This is a genomic window from Saccharicrinis carchari (assembly GCF_900182605.1).
GTDB classification, from domain to species: Bacteria; Bacteroidota; Bacteroidia; order Bacteroidales; family Marinilabiliaceae; genus Saccharicrinis; species Saccharicrinis carchari.
Genome location: NZ_FXTB01000013.1, coordinates 51,663 through 78,440 on the forward strand (window position 1 = coordinate 51,663; position 26,778 = coordinate 78,440).

The 26,778-nt window shown below is 43.4% G+C and carries 23 protein-coding genes and 1 riboswitch; of the genes, 20 read left to right on the forward strand and 3 right to left on the reverse strand.

Annotated elements, in window-relative coordinates; all coding sequences use genetic code 11:
• Positions 1-28: 28 nt before the first annotated feature.
• Together kamA and ablB are read left to right on the forward strand one after the other, a co-directional pair.
• Entirely contained in the window at positions 29-1,342 is a 1,314-nt protein-coding gene (kamA, locus tag FN809_RS16645; protein ID WP_142534665.1) for a lysine 2,3-aminomutase, read from the forward strand.
• Entirely contained in the window at positions 1,335-2,171 is an 837-nt protein-coding gene (gene ablB / locus FN809_RS16650; protein ID WP_142534666.1) for a putative beta-lysine N-acetyltransferase, read from the forward strand. The genes kamA and ablB overlap by 8 nt, the downstream gene beginning before the upstream one ends.
• 299 nt (positions 2,172-2,470) lie before the next feature.
• Here ablB and FN809_RS16655 read toward each other — a convergent pair whose 3' ends face one another.
• The gene (locus FN809_RS16655; RefSeq protein WP_142534667.1) at positions 2,471-3,442 is read right to left on the reverse strand and encodes a M23 family metallopeptidase; all 972 of its coding nucleotides are present in this window, start codon (positions 3,440-3,442) and stop codon (positions 2,471-2,473) included.
• 133 nt (positions 3,443-3,575) lie between these two features.
• On the opposite strand from FN809_RS16655, the gene alaS reads away from it, so the two are divergent.
• Positions 3,576-6,206, forward strand: a complete 2,631-nt coding sequence (alaS, locus tag FN809_RS16660; protein ID WP_142534668.1) for an alanine--tRNA ligase — start codon at positions 3,576-3,578, stop codon at positions 6,204-6,206.
• 80 nt (positions 6,207-6,286) lie between these two features.
• Here alaS and FN809_RS16665 read toward each other — a convergent pair whose 3' ends face one another.
• Entirely contained in the window at positions 6,287-6,919 is a 633-nt protein-coding gene (locus FN809_RS16665; RefSeq protein ID WP_142534669.1) for a MarC family protein, read from the reverse strand.
• A 165-nt stretch (positions 6,920-7,084) separates the two neighbouring features.
• Between FN809_RS16665 and FN809_RS16670 the strand changes: the two genes are divergently transcribed.
• On the forward strand, positions 7,085-9,064 hold the full coding sequence (locus FN809_RS16670) for a cation:proton antiporter domain-containing protein (protein ID WP_142534670.1): 1,980 nt from the start codon (positions 7,085-7,087) through the stop codon (positions 9,062-9,064).
• Positions 9,065-9,332: 268 nt separating this feature from the next.
• On the opposite strand, the gene FN809_RS16675 is transcribed toward FN809_RS16670, so the two are convergent.
• On the reverse strand, positions 9,333-9,749 hold the full coding sequence (locus tag FN809_RS16675; RefSeq protein WP_142534671.1) for an MgtC/SapB family protein: 417 nt from the start codon (positions 9,747-9,749) through the stop codon (positions 9,333-9,335).
• Between the two features lie 341 nt (positions 9,750-10,090).
• Here FN809_RS16675 and FN809_RS16680 point away from each other — a divergent pair, with 341 nt between their 5' ends.
• The 16 genes from FN809_RS16680 (at position 10,091) to rhuM (ending at position 26,513) form a co-directional block, all read left to right on the forward strand.
• On the forward strand, positions 10,091-10,990 hold the full coding sequence (locus tag FN809_RS16680) for a 4Fe-4S dicluster domain-containing protein (RefSeq protein ID WP_142534672.1): 900 nt from the start codon (positions 10,091-10,093) through the stop codon (positions 10,988-10,990).
• A 180-nt stretch (positions 10,991-11,170) separates the two neighbouring features.
• Positions 11,171-12,505, forward strand: coding sequence for an NrfD/PsrC family molybdoenzyme membrane anchor subunit (nrfD, locus tag FN809_RS16685; RefSeq protein WP_142534673.1), 1,335 nt, complete (start codon positions 11,171-11,173; stop codon positions 12,503-12,505).
• 62 nt (positions 12,506-12,567) lie between these two features.
• A complete protein-coding gene (locus FN809_RS16690) occupies positions 12,568-13,446 on the forward strand; it encodes a c-type cytochrome (RefSeq protein ID WP_142534674.1) in 879 nt (292 codons plus the stop codon).
• A 1-nt stretch (position 13,447) separates the two neighbouring features.
• Positions 13,448-16,237 (forward strand): nitrate reductase catalytic subunit NapA, encoded by a 2,790-nt coding sequence (gene napA / locus FN809_RS16695; RefSeq protein WP_142534675.1) that lies wholly within the window; start codon positions 13,448-13,450, stop codon positions 16,235-16,237.
• Positions 16,238-16,725: 488 nt separating this feature from the next.
• Positions 16,726-17,505 (forward strand): ferredoxin-type protein NapG, encoded by a 780-nt coding sequence (napG, locus tag FN809_RS16700; protein WP_142534676.1) that lies wholly within the window; start codon positions 16,726-16,728, stop codon positions 17,503-17,505.
• Positions 17,506-17,508: 3 nt separating this feature from the next.
• The gene (gene napH, locus FN809_RS16705; RefSeq protein WP_142534677.1) at positions 17,509-18,306 is read left to right on the forward strand and encodes a quinol dehydrogenase ferredoxin subunit NapH; all 798 of its coding nucleotides are present in this window, start codon (positions 17,509-17,511) and stop codon (positions 18,304-18,306) included.
• Between the two features lies 1 nt (position 18,307).
• Entirely contained in the window at positions 18,308-18,892 is a 585-nt protein-coding gene (locus FN809_RS16710) for a nitrate reductase cytochrome c-type subunit (RefSeq protein WP_142534678.1), read from the forward strand.
• 2 nt (positions 18,893-18,894) lie between these two features.
• Positions 18,895-19,239 (forward strand): chaperone NapD, encoded by a 345-nt coding sequence (locus tag FN809_RS16715; protein WP_142534679.1) that lies wholly within the window; start codon positions 18,895-18,897, stop codon positions 19,237-19,239.
• A gap of 190 nt (positions 19,240-19,429) precedes the next feature.
• A riboswitch (molybdenum cofactor riboswitch) is annotated at positions 19,430-19,568 on the forward strand.
• A 146-nt stretch (positions 19,569-19,714) separates the two neighbouring features.
• Positions 19,715-20,446, forward strand: coding sequence for a sulfite exporter TauE/SafE family protein (locus FN809_RS16720; RefSeq protein ID WP_142534680.1), 732 nt, complete (start codon positions 19,715-19,717; stop codon positions 20,444-20,446).
• A gap of 1 nt (position 20,447) precedes the next feature.
• The gene (locus FN809_RS16725) at positions 20,448-20,981 is read left to right on the forward strand and encodes a molybdopterin-guanine dinucleotide biosynthesis protein B (RefSeq protein ID WP_142534681.1); all 534 of its coding nucleotides are present in this window, start codon (positions 20,448-20,450) and stop codon (positions 20,979-20,981) included.
• A complete protein-coding gene (locus tag FN809_RS16730; protein ID WP_142534682.1) occupies positions 20,978-22,153 on the forward strand; it encodes a molybdopterin molybdotransferase MoeA in 1,176 nt (391 codons plus the stop codon). Before FN809_RS16725 ends, FN809_RS16730 begins: the two co-directional genes overlap by 4 nt.
• Positions 22,137-22,937 (forward strand): GTP 3',8-cyclase MoaA, encoded by an 801-nt coding sequence (locus tag FN809_RS16735; RefSeq protein ID WP_142534683.1) that lies wholly within the window; start codon positions 22,137-22,139, stop codon positions 22,935-22,937. Before FN809_RS16730 ends, FN809_RS16735 begins: the two co-directional genes overlap by 17 nt.
• A gap of 86 nt (positions 22,938-23,023) precedes the next feature.
• Entirely contained in the window at positions 23,024-23,473 is a 450-nt protein-coding gene (moaC, locus tag FN809_RS16740; protein ID WP_142534684.1) for a cyclic pyranopterin monophosphate synthase MoaC, read from the forward strand.
• Between the two features lie 69 nt (positions 23,474-23,542).
• Positions 23,543-24,472 carry an MOSC domain-containing protein gene (locus tag FN809_RS16745; RefSeq protein ID WP_185957601.1) on the forward strand — a complete coding sequence of 310 codons (930 nt, stop codon included), beginning with the start codon at positions 23,543-23,545 and terminating at the stop codon, positions 24,470-24,472.
• Positions 24,473-24,942: 470 nt separating this feature from the next.
• Positions 24,943-25,461, forward strand: a complete 519-nt coding sequence (locus tag FN809_RS16750) for a hypothetical protein (RefSeq protein WP_142534686.1) — start codon at positions 24,943-24,945, stop codon at positions 25,459-25,461.
• Between the two features lie 227 nt (positions 25,462-25,688).
• Complete coding sequence (gene rhuM / locus FN809_RS16755; protein ID WP_221929462.1) at positions 25,689-26,513, forward strand: virulence protein RhuM/Fic/DOC family protein; 825 nt, start codon at positions 25,689-25,691, stop codon at positions 26,511-26,513.
• Positions 26,514-26,778 lie beyond the last annotated feature (265 nt).

Here is a 26,778-nt window from a genome sequence, read left to right on the forward strand (position 1 = left end):
CTAATGACAACGTAACAAACTAGTGCGTATGATTTACGACAAAGAACAAAAAGAAATTGCAAGTAGAATGGACAACAAGTCCAAATTAACCAACTGGAAAGACTGGAAATGGCAGCTTAGGCACGCCATTCGATCGATGGAGAAATTTGAGCAGCTCACCGGTATTAAATTCGACGACAAAGAGAGAGTCAACCTACGCAAAACATTCGATAAATTTCCGCTATCCATTACCCCCTATTACCTATCCCTCATCGACAAAAAAAATTATAAGAACGACCCGGTTTTTAAACAAGCATTCGGCGGCATAGAAGAATTAACCACCCTACAATCTGAACTTGAAGACCCCTTATCAGAAGACAAAGATAGCCCGGTAGAAGGCATCACCCACCGCTATCCGGACAGGGTGCTTTTTCATGTAAGTAACATATGCGCCATGTATTGCCGCCATTGCACACGCAAGCGCAAAGTGGGCGACATTGATTCAGTGCCATCCAAAGACCAATTGAACCAGGGCATAGAATATATAAAAAACACACCACAAGTAAGGGACGTGCTGCTTTCAGGAGGGGATCCCCTAATGCTCACAGACGAAAAGCTAGACTGGCTACTATCCGAGATTAGTCAGATACCACATGTGGAGATTATCCGTATAGGAACCAGGGTACCGGTGGTTTTACCCTATAGAATTACCGATAAGCTAATTTCGATATTAAAAAAATATCAACCTCTCTGGATAAACACCCATTTTAACCATCCCAACGAAATCACCACTTCCTCAAAAGAGGCATTGGCTATGCTGGCCGACGGTGGATTTCCATTGGGCAACCAGTCGGTATTATTGGCCGATGTAAACGATTGCCCCCGGATAATGAAAACACTATTGCACAAGTTGATACAAAACAGGGTTCGCCCATACTATCTTTATCAGTGCGATCTGTCCGAAGGGCTATCTCACTTTAGAACACCCATTGGCAAAGGAATAGAAATTATGGAAAGCCTGATAGGCCACACCAGTGGCTTTGCTCGCCCCACCTATGTGATAGATGCCCCGGGTGGAGGTGGCAAAATACCCGTTATGCCCAATTATATCATATCGTGGTCTACCAACAAAGTGATACTGCGTAATTACGAAGGCGTTATTACCACCTACAAGGAACCCGACAGCTATGAAGCCAGGGTATGTGACAGAGATTGTGACATCTGCACCTTGGATTTAAACTTGAACGAAGACAGCGAAATGGAAGCTGTAGGTATCGAGAAATTACTTTCGGATCATGACGACACGATATCGTTGGTACCTGAACATAACGACAGATTACACAGGAGGGGTGAAAATGAGTGATCAATTTGAGACAATTGGGCATGGAACGCATATTCAGCACGAAAAACTCAACGACCGCATTTACCTGCTGAAACTTGATGCCCGGGATGCTAAAGCAACTTTGGACATAATGCGGCAATTGGCTCAGGAAAACAATTATAGCAAAATATTTTGTAAAGTTCCCAAGCCTGTGGCGCCCCTTTTTATGGCAGACGGTTATATTATGGAGGCCTGCATTCCCAACTTTTATAACAGCTCGACAGACGTATTTTTTATGTCGAAATTTTTAAATTCGGACAGGTTACTTCATATTGAAAAAAAACAACTCGCCAATTTATCTAAGCTGCTCTCCGAGCCCCCCCAAAAACCAACAACAAGCCAAGTAAAATCCAAATATCAGGTACGAAGACTGCATGAGTCGGATGCTGAACGGATTTCGGAAATATACAGAACGGTGTTTGAGAGTTATCCTTTTCCGATTGACAACCCGGAATACATAAAACAAACCATGGGCCAAAACGTGCAATATTATGGGGCTCAACTAAATGGTAAACTGGCCGCTTTGGCCTCTTCTGAAATGGATAGGGAAGGTAAATACGCCGAGATGACCGATTTTGCTACACTCCCGAAACATCATGGCAACAACCTATCCATGGTGCTACTAAAAACCATGGAACAACAAATGCAAGAGCAGGGTATCAAAACCCTGTTTACTATAGCACGCTTAAATTCCATCCCCATGAACAAAACATTTTTGCGCTTAAACTATCACTATTCCGGAACCCTAATAAAAAACACCAACATCGCCGGAAAAATAGAAAGCATGAATGTTTATTATAAGTATGTTTAGAATGATAGATACTAAGATTTATTGAGTTAGCATTTTAAGGGTATAAACGGAAATGCATTGTATTCAATGTCTTTCATTAATGGGGCTGTCTCAAAAGTAAAAAATATTTTGACGTAAGGTACAAATTGCAAGTACCATGTAAATGGATCTTCCCTTTGTTCTTGAGAACAAGGGGAAGTACGCCGCCAGCGGCGGTGGGATGGGAATCGTGAGGTGACCTCACTTACAATCTGTAAGTTTAAATGTTAAATAAAACACTTTTGAGACAACCTCATTAAAAATACAACACAGCATTTTTTTTAGTCGAAGGTTTGATTGGAAATGGACGATATTTTTATCATCTCCTCATACTCTTCGGCAGAAAGGTCGTTAAAGTAATAATGTGACGGATTTACTTTTTTGTTTTTAACATGCACCTCGTAATGCAAGTGAGGGGCGGTAGAAGTACCCGTATTGCCCACATAACCAATTACTTCGCCCCGCTTGACTTTTTGCCCCCTCCTAACATTAAAGTCCGATAAATGCGCATAAAGGGTGGTAAAACCAAAGCCATGATCGATTTCTATCCTATTGCCATAACCTGTTTTTTCGCGGGTTATTTTAGACACCGTACCATCACCTGTAGCATAAATTTCTGTTCCGGTTGGTGCGGTAAAGTCCATCCCCGAATGGAAACGTCGTGTTTTATAAATGGGGTGTATCCGGTAACCCCAGCCCGAAGCCGTCCTTTTCAGATCTTTATTTGACAGCGGCATGATGGCAGGGATGCTCTTGATCATCTCTTCGTTTTTCTTGGCCATCTCAATAATTTCATCGAAGGATTTTGATTGCACATAGGCTTGCTTCATCACCACATCCAACTTTTTAGCGGTAGCCATCACCAGCTCCGCATTTTCTAAATCCTGCAATTGCTCATACCTGTTTACACCGCCAAAACCGGCCTTACGAATAGAGTTGGGAATAGAATCAGCCTGAAAAATAACGCGGTAAATATTTTCATCGCGTCTTTGTATGTCGTCCAAAACTTTTACCGTTTGATCCAAGCGCTGGCTCATAATCTCAAACTGCGTGGTTAAACGGGCATTTTCACGTTTTAGGCGGAGTTCTTTGGGGCTGTCCAGTAAATAAGAGTAGGCAAAAAAATACAGCAGCCCCAACACACTGCCAAAAAAGAAATAGAATAAGGTACGAGACAGATAATACTTCATACCCGTTTCTATTTTATCGTAACTTAAACTATCCGGGTTATATCTGAATTTAACTTTAGCCATTCAAAAAAAGAAGTTTTATTTCCCTACAAGGAATTTTACCGATACTTTCTGCAAAATTAGGGAAATAATCTACCTTTGCAACCTATAATTTAACCCGAATCCAGAAAAAAATAAAATAATAACAACGACTGATATGAACGCTTCGGATGTAAGACAAAGTTTTTGGACCTTTTTTGAATCAAAACAGCATCAAATCGTACCCTCCGCCCCCATGGTAATTAAAAACGATCCTACCCTCATGTTTACCAACGCGGGCATGAACCAGTTCAAGGCTATCTTCTTGGGCAATAGTAAACCTACCGCGCTACGGGTGGCCAACTCCCAAAAATGCCTGCGCGTTTCGGGAAAGCACAACGACCTGGAAGAAGTTGGCCGGGATACCTATCATCATACCATGTTTGAGATGTTGGGCAACTGGTCGTTTGGCGATTATTTTAAAAAGGAAGCTATTGACTGGGCATGGGAATATCTTACCGAAGTTTTAAAAATAGATAAGGACAGGCTTTATGCCTCAGTGTTTGAAGGGGATAAGGATATGGAACTCCCCAAAGATATGGAAGCATTCAACCTTTGGAACAAGTATCTACCAGAGGAAAGAATAATCAATGGCAACCGTAAGGATAATTTTTGGGAAATGGGCGATGCAGGTCCTTGTGGACCTTGTTCCGAAATACATATCGATTTGCGCCCCAACGAAGAGAGGAGCAGAAAGCCGGGGGGCGATTTGGTGAACGCAGATCATCCCGAAGTAATTGAAATATGGAATCTGGTGTTTATTCAGTATAACCGTAAAGCCAATGGCGATCTGGAATCCTTACCGGCCAAACACGTTGATACCGGTATGGGCTTTGAGCGTTTATGTCGCGTTCTACAGCACAAGCAGTCGAACTACGATACCGATCTTTTTGCCCCTATTATTAATGCCATTGCCAATATTACCGGCATAAACTACGGAAAAAGCGAAGATGGCGACATTGCCATGCGGGTAATTGCCGATCACATCCGCACCATTGCTTTTTCCATTACCGATGGTCAGCTGCCTTCCAACAACAAAGCAGGTTACGTTATTCGCCGTATTTTACGCCGAGCTGTACGTTATGGTTATACTTTTTTGGGACAACGCCAACCGTTTATGCACAAATTACTTCCGGCATTGATAAACACGATGGGCGATGCTTATCCTGAACTTATAAATCAGCAGGAGTTGATTGGTAAAGTGATAATGGAAGAAGAAGTTTCGTTTTTGCGTACGCTGGCAACCGGTATCTCCATGCTGGAAAAGATAATGGTTCAAACAAAAAAGGGCAATTACAAAGTGGTTGACGGAAAAGTTGCCTTTGAGCTTTACGATACCTATGGTTTCCCATTGGATTTAACTGAGCTTATATTGAAAGAAAATAACCTGGTGGTAAACCGTAAGGAATTCGAAGCCGAGATGGAAGCGCAAAAGAATCGTGCCAGAAATGCCACAGCCATAGAAACGGAGGATTGGATTACCCTTGTACATGATGATGTAGAAGAATTTATTGGTTATGATTACTTGGAGAGCGATGTTACCATTACAAAGTACCGCAAGATAACAGCTAAAAACAAAACATTGTACCAATTGGTATTCAACATCACCCCTTTTTATGCCGAGAGTGGCGGACAGGTGGGCGATACGGGTTATATTGACAATGGTACAGAAAAGGTGGAGATAATAGATACAAAAAAAGAAAACAACCTGATTGTACATATCACCAAAAAACTACCCACTAACATAAAGGGTGAATTTAAAGCCTTTGTAAACCGGGATAAACGACAGAGCACCGCTAACAACCATACGGCAACACACCTCTTGCACCAGGCACTGCGACAAGTATTGGGTTCACATGTAGAACAAAAGGGCTCGCTGGTACACCCGGATCATCTACGTTTTGACTTTGCACACTTTCAGAAGATGAGCCGCGAAGAGATAGAAGAAGTGGAGCAATACGTTAATAAACGCATTAGAGCAAATTATTCGATTGAAGAGATGCGCGACATACCCGTGGCCAAAGCACACGATATGGGTGCATTAATGCTTTTTGGCGAAAAGTATGGCGACCTGGTACGTGCCATAAAATTTGGCGATTCGATTGAGCTTTGCGGTGGTACGCACGTAAAGCACACCGGCGAAATAGGTTTTTTCAAAATACTTAGCGAAGCGTCTATCTCCTCCGGCATAAGGCGGATAGAAGCCGTTACCGGACAAAAAGCTGAAGCCTTGATTCAAGGACAGCACCGCCTGCTCATAGCGCTGAGTGAGATGTTTAAATCGTCGGGTAACCTGGAAAAAAACATTGCTGCACTAATTAAGGACAACAGCCAACTAAGCAAGGAGTTGGACACGATGAAACAAAACTACATCAACATCGAAAAACGTAACTTGATGGATAGTGCAGTTGAAATAAATGGCACATCTGTTATTACAGCCAAAGTAAATTCCATATTAGCCGATAAGCTAAAAGACCTGGCTTTTCAGCTAAAAAATGAAATGGGTAATTTTGTGGCTGTATTGGGGGCTGTAAACAACAGAAAACCACAACTGAGCGTTATCACATCCGACGAGCTGGCCGGCTCGGGCAAGATAAATGCCGTAGAGCTTATTCGCCATTGTGCCAAAGAAATTCAAGGCGGTGGAGGTGGACAGCCCTTTTTTGCCACAGCAGGTGGTAAAAATGCCGATGGACTAGATGCCGCAATCGAAAAAGCTAAAGCTTTTGTAACCGAGAAGTTAAGTTAGCGAAAAACTATAGACTTCCTGCTATATAAAATTTTATATGGCGGGAAGTCCTTTCGCTCCAGATAGTTATTAGCTGTTGGCTAATTCATTATATCCAGCACAATAGGTTTCAGTCCGCTGAAAAAGAACTCCACGGCAATTACCATCAAAATAAGGCCCATCAAACGCATCATTACATTATTACCCGTTTCGCCCAGAAACTTGATAATACGCGAACCACTATAATAGATTAGGTAGGTTACCCCCATTATCAATATTATAGTAAATATAAGTACCGCCTTAAGTGTGGGGGTAGTGGCATCTTCCATTAAAACAATGGCATTGGTAATGGCACCGGGGCCACAAATCATAGGAATGGCCAAAGGGGTAATGGAGATATCAGCTACATAGGCTTTAATTTCGGAATCTTTTATTTTTACTCTTCCCAAACGAGCCTGAAGCATATCCATCCCCATTATAAAAAATATAACGCCTCCCACAATACGGAAACTATTAACCGAGATACCAAAAAACTTAAACAACAACTGCCCTGTAAAAGCAAATATAATAATTACTACAAAAGCAACCAGCACCGCCTTTTTAGCAGTTTTTACCCTATCTTTTTGATCCAGCTCTGCCGTCATGGTCATAAAAACAGGCATCGAACTCAAGGGATTAATCAGGGTAAAAAATGAGGCAAAAGCTAAAAGCCCAAAGCTAAATAATTCGTTCATGGCTTAATAAAGTTAATACACCGTGAAGAAAGTTCAGAAATAACATTCGTACAATGATATTTATGGTATTTTTTATTTCACGGTAAAAATTACCGAATTCTTCTTTAAATTTTCGCTATTTTGCAACAAGAACTCATCATGAAAGACCCTTAATAAACGCTTCATATGGATTTATTTATACTCAAGCAGATATTAATCATCTTTGCCTTATCCACCCTGGTAAACTTTATATTTACCAAAATAAAAATACCTACTATCGTTGGTTATTTACTAACCGGAATCCTCGCCGGCCCTCATCTGTTAGCATTGATAAGCGCCAAGCACGAAATTGAGCTATTGGCCGAAATTGGAGTTATCTTATTACTTTTCACCATTGGCCTGGAGTTTTCGTTAACCCATTTACTAAAAATAAGAAAACTGGTTTTTTTTGGCGGTTTACTGCAAGTATCGTTGACCGTAGGTGTTTTTTATGTTGCATCCAATTTTTACGATCTAAGCTGGCAATCAGGATTGTTTATCGGTTTTTTATCGGCTTTAAGCAGCTCGGCAATTGTCCTTAAACTATTGCAGGAACGATCGGAACTTACCTCAAACTATGGACGAACAACCTTGGGCATCCTTATCTTCCAAGATATTTTATTAGTTCCGCTTTTACTATTTGCCAATTTAATGGGCGGCGATAATGTAGATATTACCCGCGAGATTTTAATTCTTTCGCTAAAAACTGCTTTTATTATCGGCTTTGTTTATGTTGGCAGCAAATGGCTACTGCCCATGCTGTTGCATATGATTGCAAAAACCAGAAACCAGGAGCTTTTTATGATGAGTATCCTTCTCATCTGCCTTACCATTGCCTTGCTCACCTACCAATTAGGCATGTCGCTGGCATTTGGCGCTTTTTTGGCGGGCTTAATGATATCTAACTCGCAGTACAGTCACAGCGCGTTTTCTAACATTGTATTGTTTAAGGATACTTTTACCAGTTTTTTCTTTGTATCAATAGGTATGCTGCTCGATTTAAACTTTGTAATTGACAACTATCAGCTGGTTATTATTAGCGTAGTGCTGGTTATTGTTGTTAAATCCGTAATTGCAGGCGGAACCGGTTTTATTATGGGCCATACCTTCAGAGGGACGATAGTGGTTGGTTTGGCACTAAGCCAGGTAGGAGAGTTTTCATTTATCCTGGCCAAAATTGGCCAGAGCAATGCTATCATCAGCGATTTCTACTATCAGTTGTTTCTGGCAGTTGCGGTAATAACAATGGCATTAACCCCTTTTTTGATGCGTTATTCGCTACCTTTTGCTAATCTTTTAATGAAACTGCCACTCCCTAAAATTCTTATCAACGGTATTTTTCCCTTAAAAGAAGTGGATATCCCGGACATAAAAAGTCACCTTGTAATTATTGGAACCGATAAAAGTGCCCTGTCACTCTCGTTAATGGCCAAACTAAATAATCTGCAGCAAGTTTCTATTGTTTTTGACCCCATGGTGGCCAAGGAAAAATTGCGGGGCGGCGACCTTACCGTATATGGTGATGCCGTAAATGAACCGATATTGTTAAAAGCCCACGTGGAAACAGCCGACATTGTGATTGTTTCCATAGGCAACCTCATACCCACTATGACCATCGTAGAGAAGGTAAGGCGGATAAATCCAAATGCTTATATCATTGTTAAGGCCAAAAATATCGATAACCTGGAACAACTGTACCAATTGGGTGCAGATCAAATTTTACCCGAAAAACTGGAAATTGCCATTGATTTGTTTACCAGAATATTGGTTAAAAAATCATATCCTCAAAGAGAAGTAAGTCGCATACTAACCCATATCCGACATTTAAATTTGGGCAAATTTTCGGAGAAAGACATCATTAATCCGCCTACGGTGTTTTATGAGCTGCGCAACATGAGTATTTCGGCCATAAAAATAGAACCCGATTCGGAAGCAGACAGAAAAACCCTGCTCGAAACCCAATTGCGAAGCAAAACAGGCGTTACCCTGGTAGCCATAAAAAGAGACACCACCATCATTGAACATCCTGAACCTGATATTGTATTCAAAGCCAACGATATTGTGTATGTACTAGGTAAACCAGAGCAGGTAAACTTAGCTTATGATTTATTTAGCAATCCAACCTAGGGATGAAAAATAAAAAGGTAGCAGCCTTTGGTACAAGCTTATTGGGGTATATGTTTTATAATCTGATACCCACACCTCAGTATCCTTAAAAGCTTATTCGTGAAGAAACACTGTTTTTGGTTAAAACTCTATGATTTAATCCTCCTTTCTACACCATGGTTCATTGTTGAACTTTTGGCTATTTTGCCGGACATATCAATCAACTTATAGTAGTACAAGATCCTACCATTAGGCTCATTTCAACTATTCATTTCAACTATTCACTTCATTATTTTCGTTTAGATAACCACAGGCCCAGGGGGTTGAGCAAAAGGTTAATAGAGATAACAGCCACTACACCAATCAATGTTTCCCAATAGTACCCCCCGGCGGCAACACTACCGATTGCCGCACTGCACCATACGGTAGCTGCAGTAGTGAGTCCACGCACATTACTTCCTTCTTTAAATATAATACCGGCACCTAAAAATCCGATTCCCGTAACCACCTGACCAATGATGCGCGTCGAGTCCCCGCCATACTGGGTTAAATTTATGCTTAATAAAACAAATAATGCCGCACCTGTTGCCACCAATGTGTTGGTGCGTAATCCGGCAGATTTATGCTGCCATTGCCGTTCAAAACCAATAATCAATCCGGCGCCCATAGCAGCTAAAAGTCGTAATATAAAATCCGTTGTTGTCATAGCTTTTTAGAATATAATAACAAGATAAGTTATTTTTTAAATAGATAGTTTAAAAAAATTTATTGACAACTTTTAATTTATTGTGCTATTAGAAAGATACGACTGTTTATTTTATACACAGACAATATTGGATAGCACAATATTAAGTAGATTGTTTCTAAATTAAGCTTCGACACGGCTTTGTTAATTTTTGTAAACAATTGCAAATAAAGGATTTGCGCATCCCGAATGCTTAATTGTATTTTTGGTTTCCTTTTCACCATTGTAGGAATGTAGGAATAGAATACCCAATTACTTAAATTTGAATCGTAAAAGTTGGTAAATCTATAAACAAAAGGGTAATGAGTGCTGAAAATAAACCAAAGAACTCCAGAAGATACTTTCTCCAGAAACTGGGCGTTGTGAGTGCAGGTGCCGTTTCATCAGCGGGCATGCTGACCGGATGCTCATCAAACGATACGAGCGGAACAGGGGAAAAAGTTAAATTGTTGGATGCCAACAACCAGCTGGTAGAGGTGGACAAGAGCCAGTTGAAGACTGCCACCAAGGATACCGATCAATCCTACTTGCTGAGCAGAGGACGTATAGGTATGCCCAACCGAAAATTTGTGATGGTTATTGATTTGGGTAAATGTAAAAATGCCCGCAAGTGCATGACCGCCTGCCAGGCTGCGCACCAGCTAAAGCCCGAGCAACACCACATCAACGTGTTACAGATGGACGATCCGGTTAACGGTTCTACTTATTTTATGCCCAAGCTCTGCCAGCATTGTGATAATCCACCCTGCGTGACGGTATGCCCCGTTGACGCCACTTTTAAGCGTTCCGATGGTATTGTGCTCATCGATAACGAGCGCTGTATCGGCTGCCGTTTCTGCATCGCCGCCTGTCCGTATTCGGCACGTACCTTTAACTGGACAGAGCCCAGGGATGCAGAAGAATATAAGGATGTGGAATATGACATGGAAAAGAATGTGCCCCAGAAGAAGGGTACCGTTACCAAGTGTGCTTTTAGTGCCGACCGGGTGCGCGAGGGTAAGTTACCCTATTGTGTTTCGGCCTGTCCCAACGGGGTGTATTATTTTGGCGATTCGGTTGAGGATTTAGTAACCAATGGCACTACCCATGAAACGGTTCGCCTAAGTGCCTTGCTCAAAGACAATGCTGCTTATACCTTGATGCCGGAATTGGGAACCATGCCACGGGTCTATTATCTACCGCCATCAGTCAGCAAAACGTAAATAGAGGCTATAAGAAAGCGCAACAATTCTTTTTTCAAAACCCTCTAACTCCCTAAAGGGAGAATTTGAACTCCCCGGGGAGTGTTAATTCCCCTTTAGGGGTTAGGGGTAATCACGAAGAAGTATTAATAAAACAGAGGGTTTTCTTAGATGAACTAAATATATACCAAGACAATAGTTATGGATCTGTTAAAATCAAAAACGCCGGCTGTTATCAATGAGGAGTTGCTGGCCAATGTAAACTGGAGCACGCCTTCAAAAATATGGCTCGGATCGTTATTTGCCATCCTCGCCGCCTGCTTGTTTTATTATTACCTGCAACTCCGCGATGGTTTAGGGGTCACCGGTCTAAGTGATTTTGTTTCGTGGGGTATATACATCTCAAACTTTGTATTTTTTGTAGCCGCCAGCCTCATCGGCATGCTCATCAGTTCGGTTATGGGCTTGCTGGGCGTTAAATGGATCAAACCCATTGCACGTATCTCCGAAATCATTGCCGTGGCATTTGCCATGGTGGCCGGACTGGTAATTATTACAGATATGGGCCGGCCCGACAGGCTGCATCATGTTTTTATGTATGGCCGCATACAATCGCCTATTGTTTGGGATATTGCCGTGGTAATGACTTATGTAACCCTAAGCCTCTTGCTGCTCTATTTGCCCCTTATCCCGGATATGAATTTATGCGAAAAAAACACATCAGGTCTTCCCCGCATACAACGCAAACTGTACAAAATACTCTCTTTGGGCTGGGCCGATAAACCGGAACAATTCAAACTGGTAAAAAAATATATGCGCCTGCTCATGGTGCTCATCATTCCGGTTGCCCTTGCCATACATACCGTTACCTCATGGCTTTTTGCCATGACGCTGAGGGCGGGATGGGATTCGCCAATTTTTGGACCGTACTTTGTTTCCGGGGCTTTTGTAGCCGGTTGCGCCGCCGTAATTATCGCCATGTACTTTTATCAAAAAAGCTTTAAACTACACCATTATATTACCGATGTACACTTTGACAAGATGGGTAAGTTATTAGTACTGGTATCGTTGGTGTATGTGTATTTTAACATTAACGAGGTAATTGTTCCGGCCTATAAATTTAAAGGTGGTGATGCCGAACATCTTAAAAGTATGCTTTATGGACACGACGCGCTGTTATATTGGATTGTGCAGGTCGGAGGCTTGATTATCCCGTTTGTATTATTGCTCTTGCCGGCAATGCGAAAGCCCCTCCCGGCAACCATTATCTCGGTGGCAGTACTGGCCGGGGCATGGTTCAAACGATACCTGATAGTGGTTCCGGTTCAGCAGCACCCCTATTTCCCTATCCAGAACGTGCCCGAAAAATTTATGCACTACTCCCCTACCATGCCCGAAATAGCCATTACGGTAGGTTCTTTTGTACTGGTACTCATCATCATGACCCTTTTGTCGAAACTATTTCCCGTGGTACCGATCTGGGAAATGAAAGAAGAAATTGAACAGGAAAGCGGTAGTAAGCTATCAAATAATTAGGTCGTAAAAGAGCAGGATTGCAATACATCCAGAGTAGATGGAGTAGGTAAAATATAAAACGTATGAAAAAAAGTAAAAACATCATCATCATCACCCTGGCAACGATTCTGTTGCCTTGTATGGTTGTAAAGGCGCAGGAAGCCTGGGTAGTTCCCGATGCTGCCAAAGAGGAGGTGAGCATCTTTACTTTCGACGAGGAGTTTGCCCGGGCGGGCGAGGTGATTTACAATAATGCCTGTACCTCGTGCCATGGCGATCCCACGCAAGGTAATTTTACGCCCATGGCACCCCCACCCGGAGATGTGGCAAGCGAAATATTTCAGAATCAACCCGACGGAGCATTGTTTCATAAAATAGCGATAGGCCGAGGATCCATGCCGGGCTTTGGAGATGCCCTTTCTACCGAAGAGATATGGAGCCTAGTGGCTTATATCAGAAGTTTTAACGAAGATTACAAACAACCCGTACCCGACCTCGAAGGAATTGAGATACCCGTGTTGACCCTTAAACTGAGTTTTGACGATAATGTGGATAAGCTGGTGGTGAAAGTATTTAACGATGAGGGGGAGGGCGTCCCCGGCGCTTCCGTATCGGCTTTTGTAAAAGGATTATTCGGTAATATGCTACTAGGGAAGGTACAAACCAACCAACTGGGCATATCGTACTTTGATGTGGACTACAAACTGCCCGGCGATAGCGAAGGGAACATCGAAATGCTCGTAAAAGCATCTAAAGGTTATGGCTCAATTAAGAAAGTGCAGAAGCTAAATATTACGGAACCTAACGTGGCCGAAAGTCTTATTGCAGGGCGCAACCTGTGGAGCACGGCCAAAAAAACACCGATATGGCTGATTGCCATCTTCACCATAAGTCTCATCAGTATCTGGGGTGCCATAGCCTATGTAGTGCTCGGTTTAAGGAAAATTAAGAAATTAAAATGATATGGAACTGAACAGAAGAAATTTCATAAAAAGCTCTGCAGCAGTAGCTGCAGCAACTGCGGCCGGCCTCACCATTCCTCAGTCCATTCAGGCAGCAGCCAATGAGGGCGAAAACCAATGGAAATGGGATAAAGGGGTATGCCGGTTCTGCGGCACCGGTTGCGGCATTATGGTAGCCACCAGAAACGATAGGATAGTGGCCGTGAAAGGCGATCCTCTGGCACCCGTAAACCGCGGCTTAAACTGTATTAAAGGCTATTTTAACGCTAAAATAATGTATGGCGCCGACCGCCTTAAAAAGCCATTGTTAAGGGTAGATGAGCAGGGTAATTTTAGTAAGGCAGGTAAGTTTAAGCCCGTCAGTTGGCAGCGTGCCTTCGACGAAATGGAAAAGCACATGAAAAAGGCGCTCAAGGAATTGGGTCCCACCGGAATAGCTGTTTTCAGTTCCGGACAGCATACCATTATGGAAGGCTATGCGGCCAGTAAGTTTATGAAAGCCGGGTTCCGCTCCAATAATATCGACCCCAATGCCCGTCATTGCATGGCATCGGCCGTGGTGGGTTTTATGCAAACCTTTGGTATCGATGAGCCATCGGGCAATTACGACGATATTGAGCTTACCGATACCATTGTTACCTGGGGAGCCAACATGGCAGAGATGCACCCCATACTCTGGTCGCGGGCAACAGACCGGAAGCTGAGTGCCCCCAACAGGGTAAAGGTGGTCAATCTTTCTACCTACAGTAACCGCACATCCGATGTGGCCGATACGGAGATTATCTTCAAGCCAAATACCGACCTGGCCATCTGGAACTACATCGCTCACGAAATCGTTTTTAACCATCCCGAAGCCATCGATTGGGAATTTGTGAACAAATATACCGAGTTTGTTACCGGGGTGGTGGATATAGGCTACGGCATGAGAACAGCTGAGCATGAAAAATTTACCGATAAAGAAAAAGAGACAGTACGCATTGAGTCATCCAAGGTGTTAACAAAAGATGAGGCAAAGGCATTGTCGTATCTGGGTTACAAAGAGGGCGATGTGATGGAGATGAAGAACCGCAACACGGCGGGTAAGCATTGGATTATCACTTTTGCCGACTTTAAAAAAGCCCTGGCACCGTACACCCTCGATTTTGTGGCCGATGTTTCCAAAGGCGATGAGGAGGAAGACATAGAAGTATATAAAAAGAAATTAAAGGAGCTGGCCGACTATTACATCGAGAAAGGCCGTAGCGTTGCGTCCTTCTGGACCATGGGCTTCAACCAGCATACGCGGGGTTCCTGGGTCAACGAGCAGGCTTATATGGTGCATCTACTGCTGGGCAAGCAGGCACAACCGGGCAATGGCGCCTTTAGCCTTACCGGTCAGCCATCCGCCTGCGGAACTGCGCGCGAAGTGGGTACTTTTGCCCATCGCCTGCCGGCCGATATGGTAGTGGACAATCCGAAGCACCGTGCCATTGCAGAGAAGATATGGAAGTTACCCGAAGGCACGCTAAACGGTAAAATAGGCTCCCACACCATGAAAATTCATCGCGATCTGGAGGATGGACTTATCAAGTTTGCCTGGATAAATGTGTGCAACCCCTATCAGAATACAGCCAATGCCAACCACTGGCTTAAGGCCGCCCGAAAAATGGATAACTTTATCGTGTGCAGCGATGGGTATCCCGGCATATCTGCCAAGGTATCGGACTTGATTTTACCCTCGGCCATGATATTTGAAAAATGGGGCGCCTATGGCAATGCCGAACGACGGACCCAACACTGGAAACAGCAGGTAACGCCCGTTGGCGATGCCATGCCTGATATATGGCAATACGCCGAACTGGCCAAACGCTTTCAGATACGCGAAGTGTGGGGCGCACAAAAAATACCCGGACTGGAAGGGGGGCTTCCCGATGTGTTGCAACAAGCGCAGGACATGGGCTATAAACTGACGGATACATTGTACGACGTACTCTATGCCAACAAGGAAGCCAGGGCTTTTGCCTGGCCCGATCCGGTGGGCGACGGTGTAAAGAACACCGAAGCACAAGGTGATAAAAGAGGTGTTCGGGATGGCAGCGGTGAGAACTTTAAAGGGTATGGCTTTTTCTTGCAAAAATACCTGTGGGAAGAGTATCGGGAGTTTGGTGCCGGCCATGCGCACGATCTGGCGTATTTTGATGTTTACCATAAAGTACGGGGCTTAAAATGGCCCGTGGTAGATGGGAAAGAGACCCTATGGCGATTTAATTCTAAATACGATCCCTATGCCAAAAATGCCGGGATTGGCGATTTTGCTTTCTATGGGGAAGCCATGAAAACTTTGGCGCAGGGTGATTTGGTAAAACCCAACCCGGCAAAGCCTAAAAAGGAGATGAAGAACAGGGCAAAGATATTCTTCCGTCCGTATATGGAAGCGCCCGAGATACCCGATGCCGAGTATCCGATATGGTTAAGTACCGGCCGTGTGCTCGAACACTGGCACAGCGGCACCATGACCATGCGCGTGCCCGAATTGTACAGGGCGGTGCCCGAGGCTTTGTGTTATATGCACCCCAAAGATGCAGCTAAAAAAGGCTTTATCGACGGCGACCTCATTTGGATAGAATCGCGAAGAGGAAAGATAAAGGCACACGTGCAAACACGCGGTAGAAACAGGATGCCACGAGGGATGGTATTTGTACCCTGGTTCGACGAAAAGGTGTTTATCAATAAAGTTACATTGGATGCCACCTGCCCTCTCTCAAAGCAGACCGACTTTAAGAAGTGTGCCGTAAAATTATATAAAGCTTGATAAAAAAGATGAAACGACCATGAACTTTATTAATACTAAATTTCACACAGGAGAATAGCCTCCCGCAATGGCGGGACAGGCTATGTTAACGATAATTTGTAATAAACATTTTAATTTTTGGATAGATGCTTAGTGCTGGCAGGATCGGCCTCCTGAAAAATATTATAGGGCTCGAAGCGATGCCTTAGTAAGACCGGGAAGCTTCGAACTGGTTCGGAGATCACCCGGCCGCATTTGGGCATTGGAAAGAGACAGATGATATTTTTCGGCAGCCTTGATTTTCTTTGCTTACTTTCTTGTATCAAAACAAGAAAGTAAGAGCCCCTCCGGCTAGAGGAGAGTGCAGAAGTTTCATGTTTGGTAGAAAGTTTAGAGTGGTTTGTTTCTAATAAAAGTGCAGTGCATCATGCCAAATAGGGTTTTTCATACCGGGGCAACCCAGTCACCCTGTCTGCTAAAGGCAGTTTAATTAATTATACACGGATAAAATGAGTACGCGTCGCGAAATATTAAAAAAACTCTTCAAAGCATCGGTCGCTGCCGGTGGCGGAGGACTCCTCTGGGGTGCTGTCGCCGAGGGCAGCGTTTCGGCACCCCTCGCCCTGCGACCTCCGGGCGCGCTCGATGGCACTGACTTTATTCAGGCTTGCATCAAGTGCGGTAAATGTGTGGAGGCCTGCCCCTACGATACCTTGCAATTGGCCACCCCTACCCAAAACATGGGCGTGGGCACACCTTATTACACCCCGCGGCAGGTGCCTTGCTATTTGTGTACCGATTACCCTTGTACCGATGCTTGTCCGTCGGGGGCGCTGGATTTGGCTAAGCTCACGAAAGGGGATGCCAAGCCCGACATCAACAATGCCCGGATGGGATTGGCCGTTATCCATAAAGAAACCTGCATTGCCTATTGGGGCATTCAATGCGATGCCTGCTACCGCGCATGTCCGTTAATGGACGAGGCCATAGTGCTACAAAAGGTGAAAAATGAGGTAACCGGGAAACATGCCAATCTGCAACCTGTTATCAATAGCGAAGTGTGTACGGGATGCGGTCTTTGCGAGAAGGTTTGCGTGGTAGAAAAAGCCGCCATACGCGTGCTGCCCAGGGATATTTCTACGGGCAAGGTAGGCGAGCATTACATTAAAAGCTGGGAGCAGGACGACGAACAGCGCATAGAATCGATTAAGGAAGCAGCAGATTCAGACAAAAAAGACATTGAATCGGCACTCGATTACTTAAACGACGACGAACCACTGATGGATTAATATATGGGCGTATTAAAGAAATATCGTTTTTTGATTGGCCGTAGGACAACACAATTGGTTCTGCTCGGTTTGTTTGTGGGCGCCAATTACCTGGGTTGGAATATTCTAAGGGGTAATTTTAGTTCGGCATTGCTGTTCGATACGGTTCCCTTGGCCGATCCGTATGCGGTTGTGCAAGTGTTGGCCAGCGGATTTATGGCCTCTGCCGAATTGCTCCTCGGGGCTGCCATAATCCTGCTTGTGTATGGTATTTTATTTGGTAGGATGTTTTGCTCCTGGGTTTGTCCCATGAATATAGTGGAGGATTTTGCAACCTGGATACATAACAAGCTCGGTTTAAAAAGCAGCCTTTCCATATCGCGAAAAGCAAGATATTGGGTGTTGGGTTTGGGAATCGTATTATCGATAATATTGGGATATGCGGCTTTTGAGGCGGTAAGCCCCATCTCCATTTTGCACCGCGGCGCGATATTCGGGATGGGTGCCGGTTGGGCCATCGTATTGGCTGTGTTCTTGTTCGACCTGTCCCTTACCAAATTCGGCTGGTGCGGCCATTTGTGCCCCCTGGGCGTATTTTATGCACTCATCAGCAAATACGCTTTGATCAAAGTATATCACAACAAGGATAATTGTACCCAATGTATGAAATGCTTTGCGGTGTGCCCCGAGAAGCAGGTGCTGCGTATCGTCACCAAAAAATCGGGCATCATAAAACCATCCGAATGTACCAACTGTGCCCGATGCATCGAAGTGTGCCAGGACAATGCATTAAACCTAAGTTTAAGAACGATAAAAAAATAAAATGAAAAAAAACATACTTATCCTCACAACAATCAGCCTCTTTGTTTTAGGCTCTTGCACCAACAACCGGGGCGGCAAAGAATATATCGACGAAAACAAACTGGGCCTTATCGATGCCGATGTAAAATCGGAGGACACCAATTTAAGCGAGAAACCCAAGTACAGTGAATCGAAGCCGGGGAGTGCCGAGCTTATTGATAGGGCTTATGAAAATGCGCCTCCCATGATACCGCATACCGTAAATGGTTTTTTGCCCATCAAACTTGATAACAACATCTGCCTGACCTGTCACTTGCCCGATAAAGCCGAAGAATCAGGGGCTGTTCCTATTTCAAGCACGCACTTTGCCAACTGGCGGCCACAACCGGTTTTGGAAGATGGGGTGTATAAAACGCCAGCCAGCGATTCGTTGACGGTTCAAAATATGGACAGATTAAACAACCAGTATTTTAACTGTAACCAGTGCCACGTACCGCAGGCCACTGTCAGCGTTGATATCGAAAACCTGTTTACACCGGAATTCAGGCAGGAGTTTGGGCTGGAGAAATCGAATTTAGAAGATCAAGTGAAAGAAGGGATTAATTAAGTATGAATATATCAGGTGCCATAGTAAAAGTAAAACCCGGTTCGGATACTGCCGTGTTAAATGCCTTGAAAGGGGTAGAGGGATGCGAAATCCATCTTAACCAAAGCAGTAGGATTATCGTAACCCTCGAAGCAGCGGATGTGAGCGGCGAGATAGCCTTGGTAAAAACCATTGAGCAAATCCGTGATGTTGTTGCCGTTGAAATGGTTTACGCTTATAGCGAGGACGAGCTGGAGCAAGAACGCGACAAACTCGACCTGGCCGATGATACGCCCCAATGGCTTAACAATGAGAGTATGGATGCCAGAGAAATTAAATACGGGGGAGATTTAAAAAAAAAGATATAGATTTATCCCCGGAGAGCAACTATTATTTAGAGTTATATGTTTAGAGTTTAGAGTTCAGAGTCTAGGGCTTAGCGTTTATCCGTCAGTAGCCGGACAAGGGGTTTAGAGTTCAGAGTTACTGATTACTGATTACCGATTACTGTTTACTGATTACTGAAAACTGACACTGACTACTAAAAACTGAACACTGATTGCTAATTTTCTTCGAGTTCCGTTCCTAAATCAAAGGACAAGGAATGGCAACCGATGGGATTGACGGGAAACGGTCAATCCTCCCGATTTCTGATGAAAATCAGAATGACTTGGAAAGGAGAAAGGATAAAATACGCACTTAGTTGGTGCGCGGGTGTTGCAGCCCATATCGGATCTGTTTGCACTGTGCATAACGGATGTGGGTTGCCACGGTGCCGGTTAATATGTTTATTGACCTACCTTTCTGTTTTTCTATATGTTGAGATGTATTAAAACAAATAGAATGGAAGCAGAATTACTTTTCTTCGTGGCTATATTTATTACCTCCATACTGTATTCGTCGGTAGGGCACGGCGGGGCAAGTGGGTACTTGGCAATCATGGCTTTGTTTGCTGTGGAGCCCGAATATATGCGTGCCTCTGCCCTCACGTTAAATTTGTTTGTTGCCGGCATCTCCTTTTATTATTTCTACAAAGGCGGTTATTTTCGTTTAAAACTATTGTTGCCATTTATTGTGCTGTCAATTCCTCTATCGTTTATTGGCGCCAGGGTTGATGTAGAACCCAAAACTTATCAAATTATCCTCGGCTTATTTTTATTGATCGCAGTTGCCCGTATGCTGTTTTTTGGTAAACCCGAAAAGGCTGCCAAGCCTATGAACCTACCAATGGCACTTTTTTTTGGGGCGGTGCTGGGTTTCTTTTCGGGGATGATAGGCATTGGTGGAGGTATCATTTTAAGTCCGCTGTTGTTATTGATGGGATGGGCCAGCATAAAGGAAACCGCGGCCATTTCGGCTGTTTTTATATTTCTTAATTCGGCTAGTGGCATATTGGGTGTGCTCAGCAAAGGTTTCGAACCCATCGGCAGTATTTATATTTTAATTGTTATTGGAATTGTCGGCAGTATGCTCGGTTCAAGCCTGGGGCAAAAACGGATGGCCCCGGTTCAACTTATGTATGTGCTGTCGTTTGTGCTTCTGTTCGCCGGGATAAAACTTATATATTTATCTTAATATGAACTACTATCCCAACATACTATTAATAGCCGGTAACGGACGCAATGTGGGAAAAACTACCCTGGCGTGCAGGGTTATTGCGCAGCTTGCCAAAACCACCGAAGTATATGCGGTCAAGATATCTTCCCATTTTCACGTTTTAGACAAAGAAGCCGATATCCTTATGGAGACTTCTGATTGCTGCATCGTGAATGAAACCCTCGACAGCTCAAAGGATAGCTCCCGAATGCTAAAGGCCGGTGCCACGACGGTGTTTTATGTGCAATGCAAAAACGAGCATCTCCCGGTTATGTTTGAACAATTGCGGCAATTATTGCCAATGGATAAACCGCTTATCATAGAATCCGGGGGTTTGTACAATATTCTCGAACCCTCCATTTTTTATTATATCCGCGGCAAGGATACATCTAAAGAGAAATTAGTGAGAGAGGGAAGGAGTAGGATAAATGTCACACCCGACGAAGCCGCCGGGCTCGATATTGAAAAGATAGCATTTATCAACGGAGGTATAACAAAAACAAAACAATCATGATTGAATATACTGATGCACTGAAAATAATTGTGGAACAGGCATTGCCTTTGCCAAGCGAAAAAGTAGAGATAAACGATGCCCACCAACGTGTGTTGGCCGGCAATGTGCGCATAGATATGGATATGCCACCCTTTAACAAATCGGCCATGGACGGTTATGCTTGCCGTAAGGTTGATTTAGGCAATACCTTGCAAGTGATAGAAACTATTTATGCCGGCAAGGATCCGGAGAAAGCAATCGGAAAAAACCAATGTGCCAAAATTATGACGGGAGCCGTGGTGCCCGAAGGTGCCGATTGTGTCTTTATGGTTGAGGATGCCGAAATGGTAGATACGGACAGGATAAGGTGTACCAATGAAAACACCAAAAACAACATCAGTTATCGGGGCGAAGATGCCCGTGCAGGGGATTCCCTATTGCCCGATTCCACGCTGCTTTGTGCACGGCACTTGCCATTGCTGGCTATGGCAGGCGCTACCGAGGTTGAGGTGTATAAAAAGCCGGAGGTTTCGGTCATGGTCAGTGGCACCGAACTGGTGGAGCCGCAGGAGAAGCCCCAACCTTTTCAGATACGCAACTCCAACTCGTCGCAGTTGCTGGCGCAATTAAAAGATATGGCTATCAAGGCCAATTATATAGGAATTACCAAAGACGATGAGGCGCTGTTGGAACAAACAATTACCAGAGCCTTCGAAAAAAGTGATGTTCTATTACTTACCGGAGGTGTTTCAGTGGGCGAGTACGATTTGATACCCGGGATACTGCAAAAATTGGGGTTCGACATCCTAATCTCAAAAACAGCCATACAGCCCGGCAAGCCCATGGTGTTCGCCCAAAAAGGGAAGCGCTATTGTTTCGGACTTTCCGGCAACCCGGTATCGTCATTTATTCAGTTTGAGCTTTATGTACGTCCGTTTCTGTATGCCCTGATGAGGTATGTTTACCGGGCAATGCGCGTGTGCTTGCCTATCCATAGTAATTTTAAGCGTCGTAACGATGCGCGTTTGCTTTTGGCTCCCGGGTTTATCAACCAAAATAATGAAGTGGAGCCCGTTGAATTCCATGGCTCGGCGCATATTGGCGGTTTAAGCGGTGCTCAGGTTTTGTTTGAACTGCCCATAGGTATCAAGGAAGTGAAGAAAGGAGATTTGGTATATGTTCGATTCATTTAACAGGAGGATAACTTATCTGCGGGTATCCGTAACCGACAGATGTAATTTAAGGTGCCGGTACTGCATGCCTGCCGGAGGTATTGAATTAATGCCTAAGGACGAGGTGTTGAGCCTGGAGGAAATAGCAGAAGTAATACGCCAAGGGGCGATGCTGGGCATAACAAAGATACGTCTTACGGGCGGGGAGCCTCTGGTGCGCAAAGGAATTGTGCATTTGGTGGAAATGATAAGTCAGGTCGAAGGTATTCAGGAGGTGGCCATGACAACCAATGGCGTACTGCTGGACAAATATGCCGCCGACCTAAAAAAAGCGGGCTTGACCAGGGTTAACATTAGCCTGGATACCCTCGATGCCGAGGATTTTAAAAACATAACGCGCCTGGGCAATCTGGAAGATGTGAAAAGAGGAATAGCTGCTGCGCGGGATGCGGGACTAACTCCTATTAAAATAAACACGGTAAAAACGCCATCGTCAAAAAAGCAGGATATAGATGCGCTCAAACAGTTTTGTGCCAATGAGGGTTTATCCATCCGTTTTATCCGACAGATGGATTTGGAAACAGGCGATTTCTCGGTTGTGGAGGGTGGCGAAGGCGGCAACTGCAAAATATGCAACCGCCTAAGGCTGATGGCCAATGGCGAAATAAAACCCTGTTTGTTTAGCGGTAAGGGCTTTAATGTAAAAGAACACGGTATTAAAGAAGCGTTTATGTTGGCTCTTGGAGCCAAACCTGCCAGAGGTACCGTGAGCAAGAACCATAAATTTTATAATATCGGGGGGTAAAATGGATCCATATAATAATAATCCTCCCGATGTTCAAAGTTTACGTTAATTCATCTTTTTGTCCAAATTAAAATAAGTATAAATATATGTCTGATAAGCTAACACATGTAAACAAGCAAGGTGAAGCCAAAATGGTAGATGTAGGCGATAAGCCCTTTCAAAAGCGAACGGCCAAAGCTACCGGGTTCATCCAACTACATCCACAAACCATTGCCTTGATTCAGGGGAATTTGATAAAAAAAGGCGACGTGCTCTCCGTGGCGCGCATTGCGGCCATACAAGCCGCCAAACAGACCCATTTCATCATTCCGCTGTGTCATGCTTTGCTGTTAAGCAAGGTGGATGTGGATTTTGAATTGAAGAGCGATGGCATCCAGGTCTTTTCCCTATCCAGGTGCGAGGGGAAGACAGGGGTAGAGATGGAAGCCCTCACGGCGGTGAGTGTTGCCTTACTCACCATATATGATATGTGCAAAGCGGTGGACAAGGATATGGTGATGACCGGGATTAAACTACTCGAGAAAACGAAGGTTTAGAAAACAGCTTTGTCTTGCAACTTCCGTAATATGATGCAGATTAAAGTTATATTATTTAATAATAAACAGATGCAAAAATTCAACGTAAAATCCGTTAACCTATCCGAGAAAAAGGGTACGATAAAAACGCCTTCCAAAACCATAGTGCTCAATGACACCGGCGTTTCGGGCGATGCACATTCCGGCCCCTGGCACCGTCAGGTGAGCCTGTTGGGTATCGAAAGCTACCGGAAAACAAAGGAGGCTTCCGGTATCGATCTTAATTATGGCGATTTTGCCGAGAACATCACAACCGAAGGTCTCGCCCTTCATCACAGTATAATATTCGACCGCTTTGTGTGTGGCGATATTGAGCTGGAGGTTACGCAAATAGGGAAGAAATGCCACAACGGATGCGAGATAAAAACCTTGGTGGGTGACTGCGTAATGCCCAGGGAGGGGATTTTTTGCCGGGTACTTTCGGGTGGAATATTAAAACCCGGCGATGTTTTCGAGTATATACCCCGCCAAATAAAGGTACATATCATCACCTTGAGCGACCGTGCCCATGCGGGGATTTATGAAGATAAAAGCGGCCCTTTTGCCGAAAAAACACTCAAATCCTTTTTTGATAAAAACGGTAGGCATTACAGCTTTAAACGTACCATTCTGCCCGACGATAAAAGCCAAATAGAGAAGGTGATGCGCGAGTCGCGATCGGCAGGTTTCGACGTGCTTGTTACCACCGGCGGCACCGGCATTGGTCCGCGTGACCATACGCCCGATATCGTAAAGCCCCTGTTGGATAAAGAGATCCCCGGCATCATGGAGGCTATCCGTGTGAAGTATGGTTTGGATAAGCCCAATGCTTTGTTGAGCAGAAGCATTGCAGGGGTAATGGGAAAAACATTGGTGTATGTATTACCGGGCAGCGTTAAAGCCGTTAACGAATATTTATCGCTGATTAACCCAACCATCGAACATTCTCTGCGCATGCTGCACGGCATCGACGCGCATTGAGTAGGATAATGCAGGTTATATTTGTTTTGGGCATACGGATGGGATACCTTGCCTCCCAACCTCGATGCGTAAGGCAAGCCGTAAGCCAAATGCTAGCACCAACTCATCTGCTTAGTGCTTCTTCGTACAGATGTAGGCCCCAACCCATCGCATTCTCATCGTTTACTCATCCTCATCTTCACTTTTTTTGTATGGGCCGGATAATTAATTGCCTTGGTGCGTAGGATTTTGTTCGATGCTTCAATATGTCCAATGGTTTTTAAACGTTACCTCATATTTGTTCAGGCAAATCGCTATATTTGAAATGCTAAACATAAAGCCATATGACCTTACTGACCCAAGGGGTAAGTGATAAGCTCTATTAAATAGAGTCAATAGGAGAAATAAAGACAAGTGGGGTGAGGTTATTTTAAAGTTGTGTGGCATAATAAGACCGAACCAGAAACATTAGTTTTTAACAAGAGAATTAAATGAATAGAAAAAGCCTTTTTATCATTGGATTGATTACAATTTTGATTGCTAATCAAGGATATTCACAGATTAATTATTCAATAAAAGCCGAGACAGGATTTTTAAAATATCAATTTAATACGGTTCAAGTTGACCCTGGGCCAAATTGGAAAGGATACAATTTAGACGAAGAAAACGGTATCGACTTTAATATTATAAATGGATTTGACTTCAAAAATAAATTATTTACAGGAATTGGACTTGGGTATTTAAATTTTGAAGGGGTAAGCGGATTCTCAATATTTTCAGACTTTGAATATTTACCCCTAAAAACCAGATTGACACCGTTGATTAACTTGAAAATAGGATATAGTCATATATGGAATCAATATGAGAATGGCACAGGGACTGGGTTTGGAGAATTTTGTGTAGGACTAAATTATAGACTGACTGAGAAAATGGATATTTACGCAAAATCAGGATTTACCATGACACAGCAATCATTGTTAGTTCCGATTAGACTTGGTATTCGATTTTGATGATAAACAAAGAATTACGCCACACAACAATGTATAAATTTCATTGCGGTTTTTGTGCTGACAACAAACTGTTTAGCCCGCAACAACGGCGGTGCGGCACGACAGGAAATCACTCCGCAATCCGCAACGAAAATTTATACCAACCGTTGGCATGCATTAGGAAGAGCATCCAGCAATCAAAATAAATATCGTGATTAAGATTTGTATATTTGAGAAAATTTTGAAACATGGAAAATGCTAATATACAGATATATCAAACGGTAAATGGAAGTACAGAGGTTATTGTAAAATTTGACAATGAGACTGTTTGGCTTTCACAAAAGCAGATGGCTCAACTTTTTAATAAAGATACAGATACTATAAGCCTGCATCTTAAGAATATTTATAAATCGGGAGAATTAGATGAAAAATCAACTACCGAGGATTCCTCGGTAGTTCAAAAAGAAGGACAAAGAAATGTTCGACGAAAAGTAAAACTGTATAATCTTGATGCTATAATATCAGTTGGATATCGAGTTAATTCAAAACAAGGTGTTCAATTCAGAATTTGGGCGAACAGTATTCTGAAAGAATATCTTTTAAAGGGATATGCGTTAGATAAAAATCGTCTTGCTCAGCAAAATGAGCAACTAAAAGAATTGCAAGATTCTGTTAAGTTATTAGGAAATGTTCTGGATTATAAAGCTCTGACAAACGATGAAAGTATTGGATTGCTTAAAATAATTTCAAATTATGCCTATGCTTTAGATATTTTAGACCAATATGATTATCAAAAACTTGAAATAAAAGACACTTCGGGAAAAGAAAAATATCAACTGACTTATGATGAAGCCATGAGACAAATATTGACAGCAAAGAAAGCTCATGGGAATAGTGATTTATTTGGGAATGAAAAGGATGAATCATTCAAAAGCTCAATAACAACAATTTACCAAACATTCGGAGGTCAAGATTTATATCCAAGCATTGAGGAGAAAGCGGCTAATTTATTGTATTTCATCACAAAGAATCATTCGTTTTCCGATGGAAATAAGAGGATTGCAGCATTTTGATTTCTCTACTTTTTAGAAAAAAACGGAATATTGTTTGACAGCAATGGAAACAAGAGAATTGCTGATAATACTTTGGTTGCATTGACCTTAATGATTGCAGTGAGTAAACCTGAAGAGAAAGACACCATGGTAAAAGTGATTGTGAATCTAATAAATAGGAACAATTAACGGTAAGCGTCCGAGCAAGTACACCTATTTTATCTGATACATTTTAAGTACCTGTTGCTATTACGCTCTGGGATTCCAGTTTCCCGGCAGTAGCTCA

Bases quoted from the DNA above. Each gene is read 5' to 3' on its own strand.
- FN809_RS16710 (WP_142534678.1), top strand. From the start codon at position 18,308: ATGAAAAAAAACATACTTATCCTCACAACAATCAGCCTCTTTGTTTTA.
- alaS (WP_142534668.1), top strand. From the start codon at position 3,576: ATGAACGCTTCGGATGTAAGACAAAGTTTTTGGACCTTTTTTGAATCA.
- FN809_RS16655 (WP_142534667.1), bottom strand. From the start codon at position 3,442: ATGGCTAAAGTTAAATTCAGATATAACCCGGATAGTTTAAGTTACGAT.
- kamA (WP_142534665.1), top strand. From the start codon at position 29: ATGATTTACGACAAAGAACAAAAAGAAATTGCAAGTAGAATGGACAAC.
- FN809_RS16735 (WP_142534683.1), top strand. From the start codon at position 22,137: ATGTTCGATTCATTTAACAGGAGGATAACTTATCTGCGGGTATCCGTA.
- FN809_RS16730 (WP_142534682.1), top strand. From the start codon at position 20,978: ATGATTGAATATACTGATGCACTGAAAATAATTGTGGAACAGGCATTG.
- napA (WP_142534675.1), top strand. From the start codon at position 13,448: ATGGAACTGAACAGAAGAAATTTCATAAAAAGCTCTGCAGCAGTAGCT.
- FN809_RS16665 (WP_142534669.1), bottom strand. From the start codon at position 6,919: ATGAACGAATTATTTAGCTTTGGGCTTTTAGCTTTTGCCTCATTTTTT.
- FN809_RS16675 (WP_142534671.1), bottom strand. From the start codon at position 9,749: ATGACAACAACGGATTTTATATTACGACTTTTAGCTGCTATGGGCGCC.
- FN809_RS16750 (WP_142534686.1), top strand. From the start codon at position 24,943: ATGAATAGAAAAAGCCTTTTTATCATTGGATTGATTACAATTTTGATT.
- FN809_RS16720 (WP_142534680.1), top strand. From the start codon at position 19,715: ATGGAAGCAGAATTACTTTTCTTCGTGGCTATATTTATTACCTCCATA.
- ablB (WP_142534666.1), top strand. From the start codon at position 1,335: ATGAGTGATCAATTTGAGACAATTGGGCATGGAACGCATATTCAGCAC.
- moaC (WP_142534684.1), top strand. From the start codon at position 23,024: ATGTCTGATAAGCTAACACATGTAAACAAGCAAGGTGAAGCCAAAATG.
- napH (WP_142534677.1), top strand. From the start codon at position 17,509: ATGGGCGTATTAAAGAAATATCGTTTTTTGATTGGCCGTAGGACAACA.
- FN809_RS16690 (WP_142534674.1), top strand. From the start codon at position 12,568: ATGAAAAAAAGTAAAAACATCATCATCATCACCCTGGCAACGATTCTG.
- FN809_RS16715 (WP_142534679.1), top strand. From the start codon at position 18,895: ATGAATATATCAGGTGCCATAGTAAAAGTAAAACCCGGTTCGGATACT.
- FN809_RS16725 (WP_142534681.1), top strand. From the start codon at position 20,448: ATGAACTACTATCCCAACATACTATTAATAGCCGGTAACGGACGCAAT.
- rhuM (WP_221929462.1), top strand. From the start codon at position 25,689: ATGGAAAATGCTAATATACAGATATATCAAACGGTAAATGGAAGTACA.
- FN809_RS16670 (WP_142534670.1), top strand. From the start codon at position 7,085: ATGGATTTATTTATACTCAAGCAGATATTAATCATCTTTGCCTTATCC.
- napG (WP_142534676.1), top strand. From the start codon at position 16,726: ATGAGTACGCGTCGCGAAATATTAAAAAAACTCTTCAAAGCATCGGTC.
- nrfD (WP_142534673.1), top strand. From the start codon at position 11,171: ATGGATCTGTTAAAATCAAAAACGCCGGCTGTTATCAATGAGGAGTTG.
- FN809_RS16745 (WP_185957601.1), top strand. From the start codon at position 23,543: ATGCAAAAATTCAACGTAAAATCCGTTAACCTATCCGAGAAAAAGGGT.
- FN809_RS16680 (WP_142534672.1), top strand. From the start codon at position 10,091: ATGAGTGCTGAAAATAAACCAAAGAACTCCAGAAGATACTTTCTCCAG.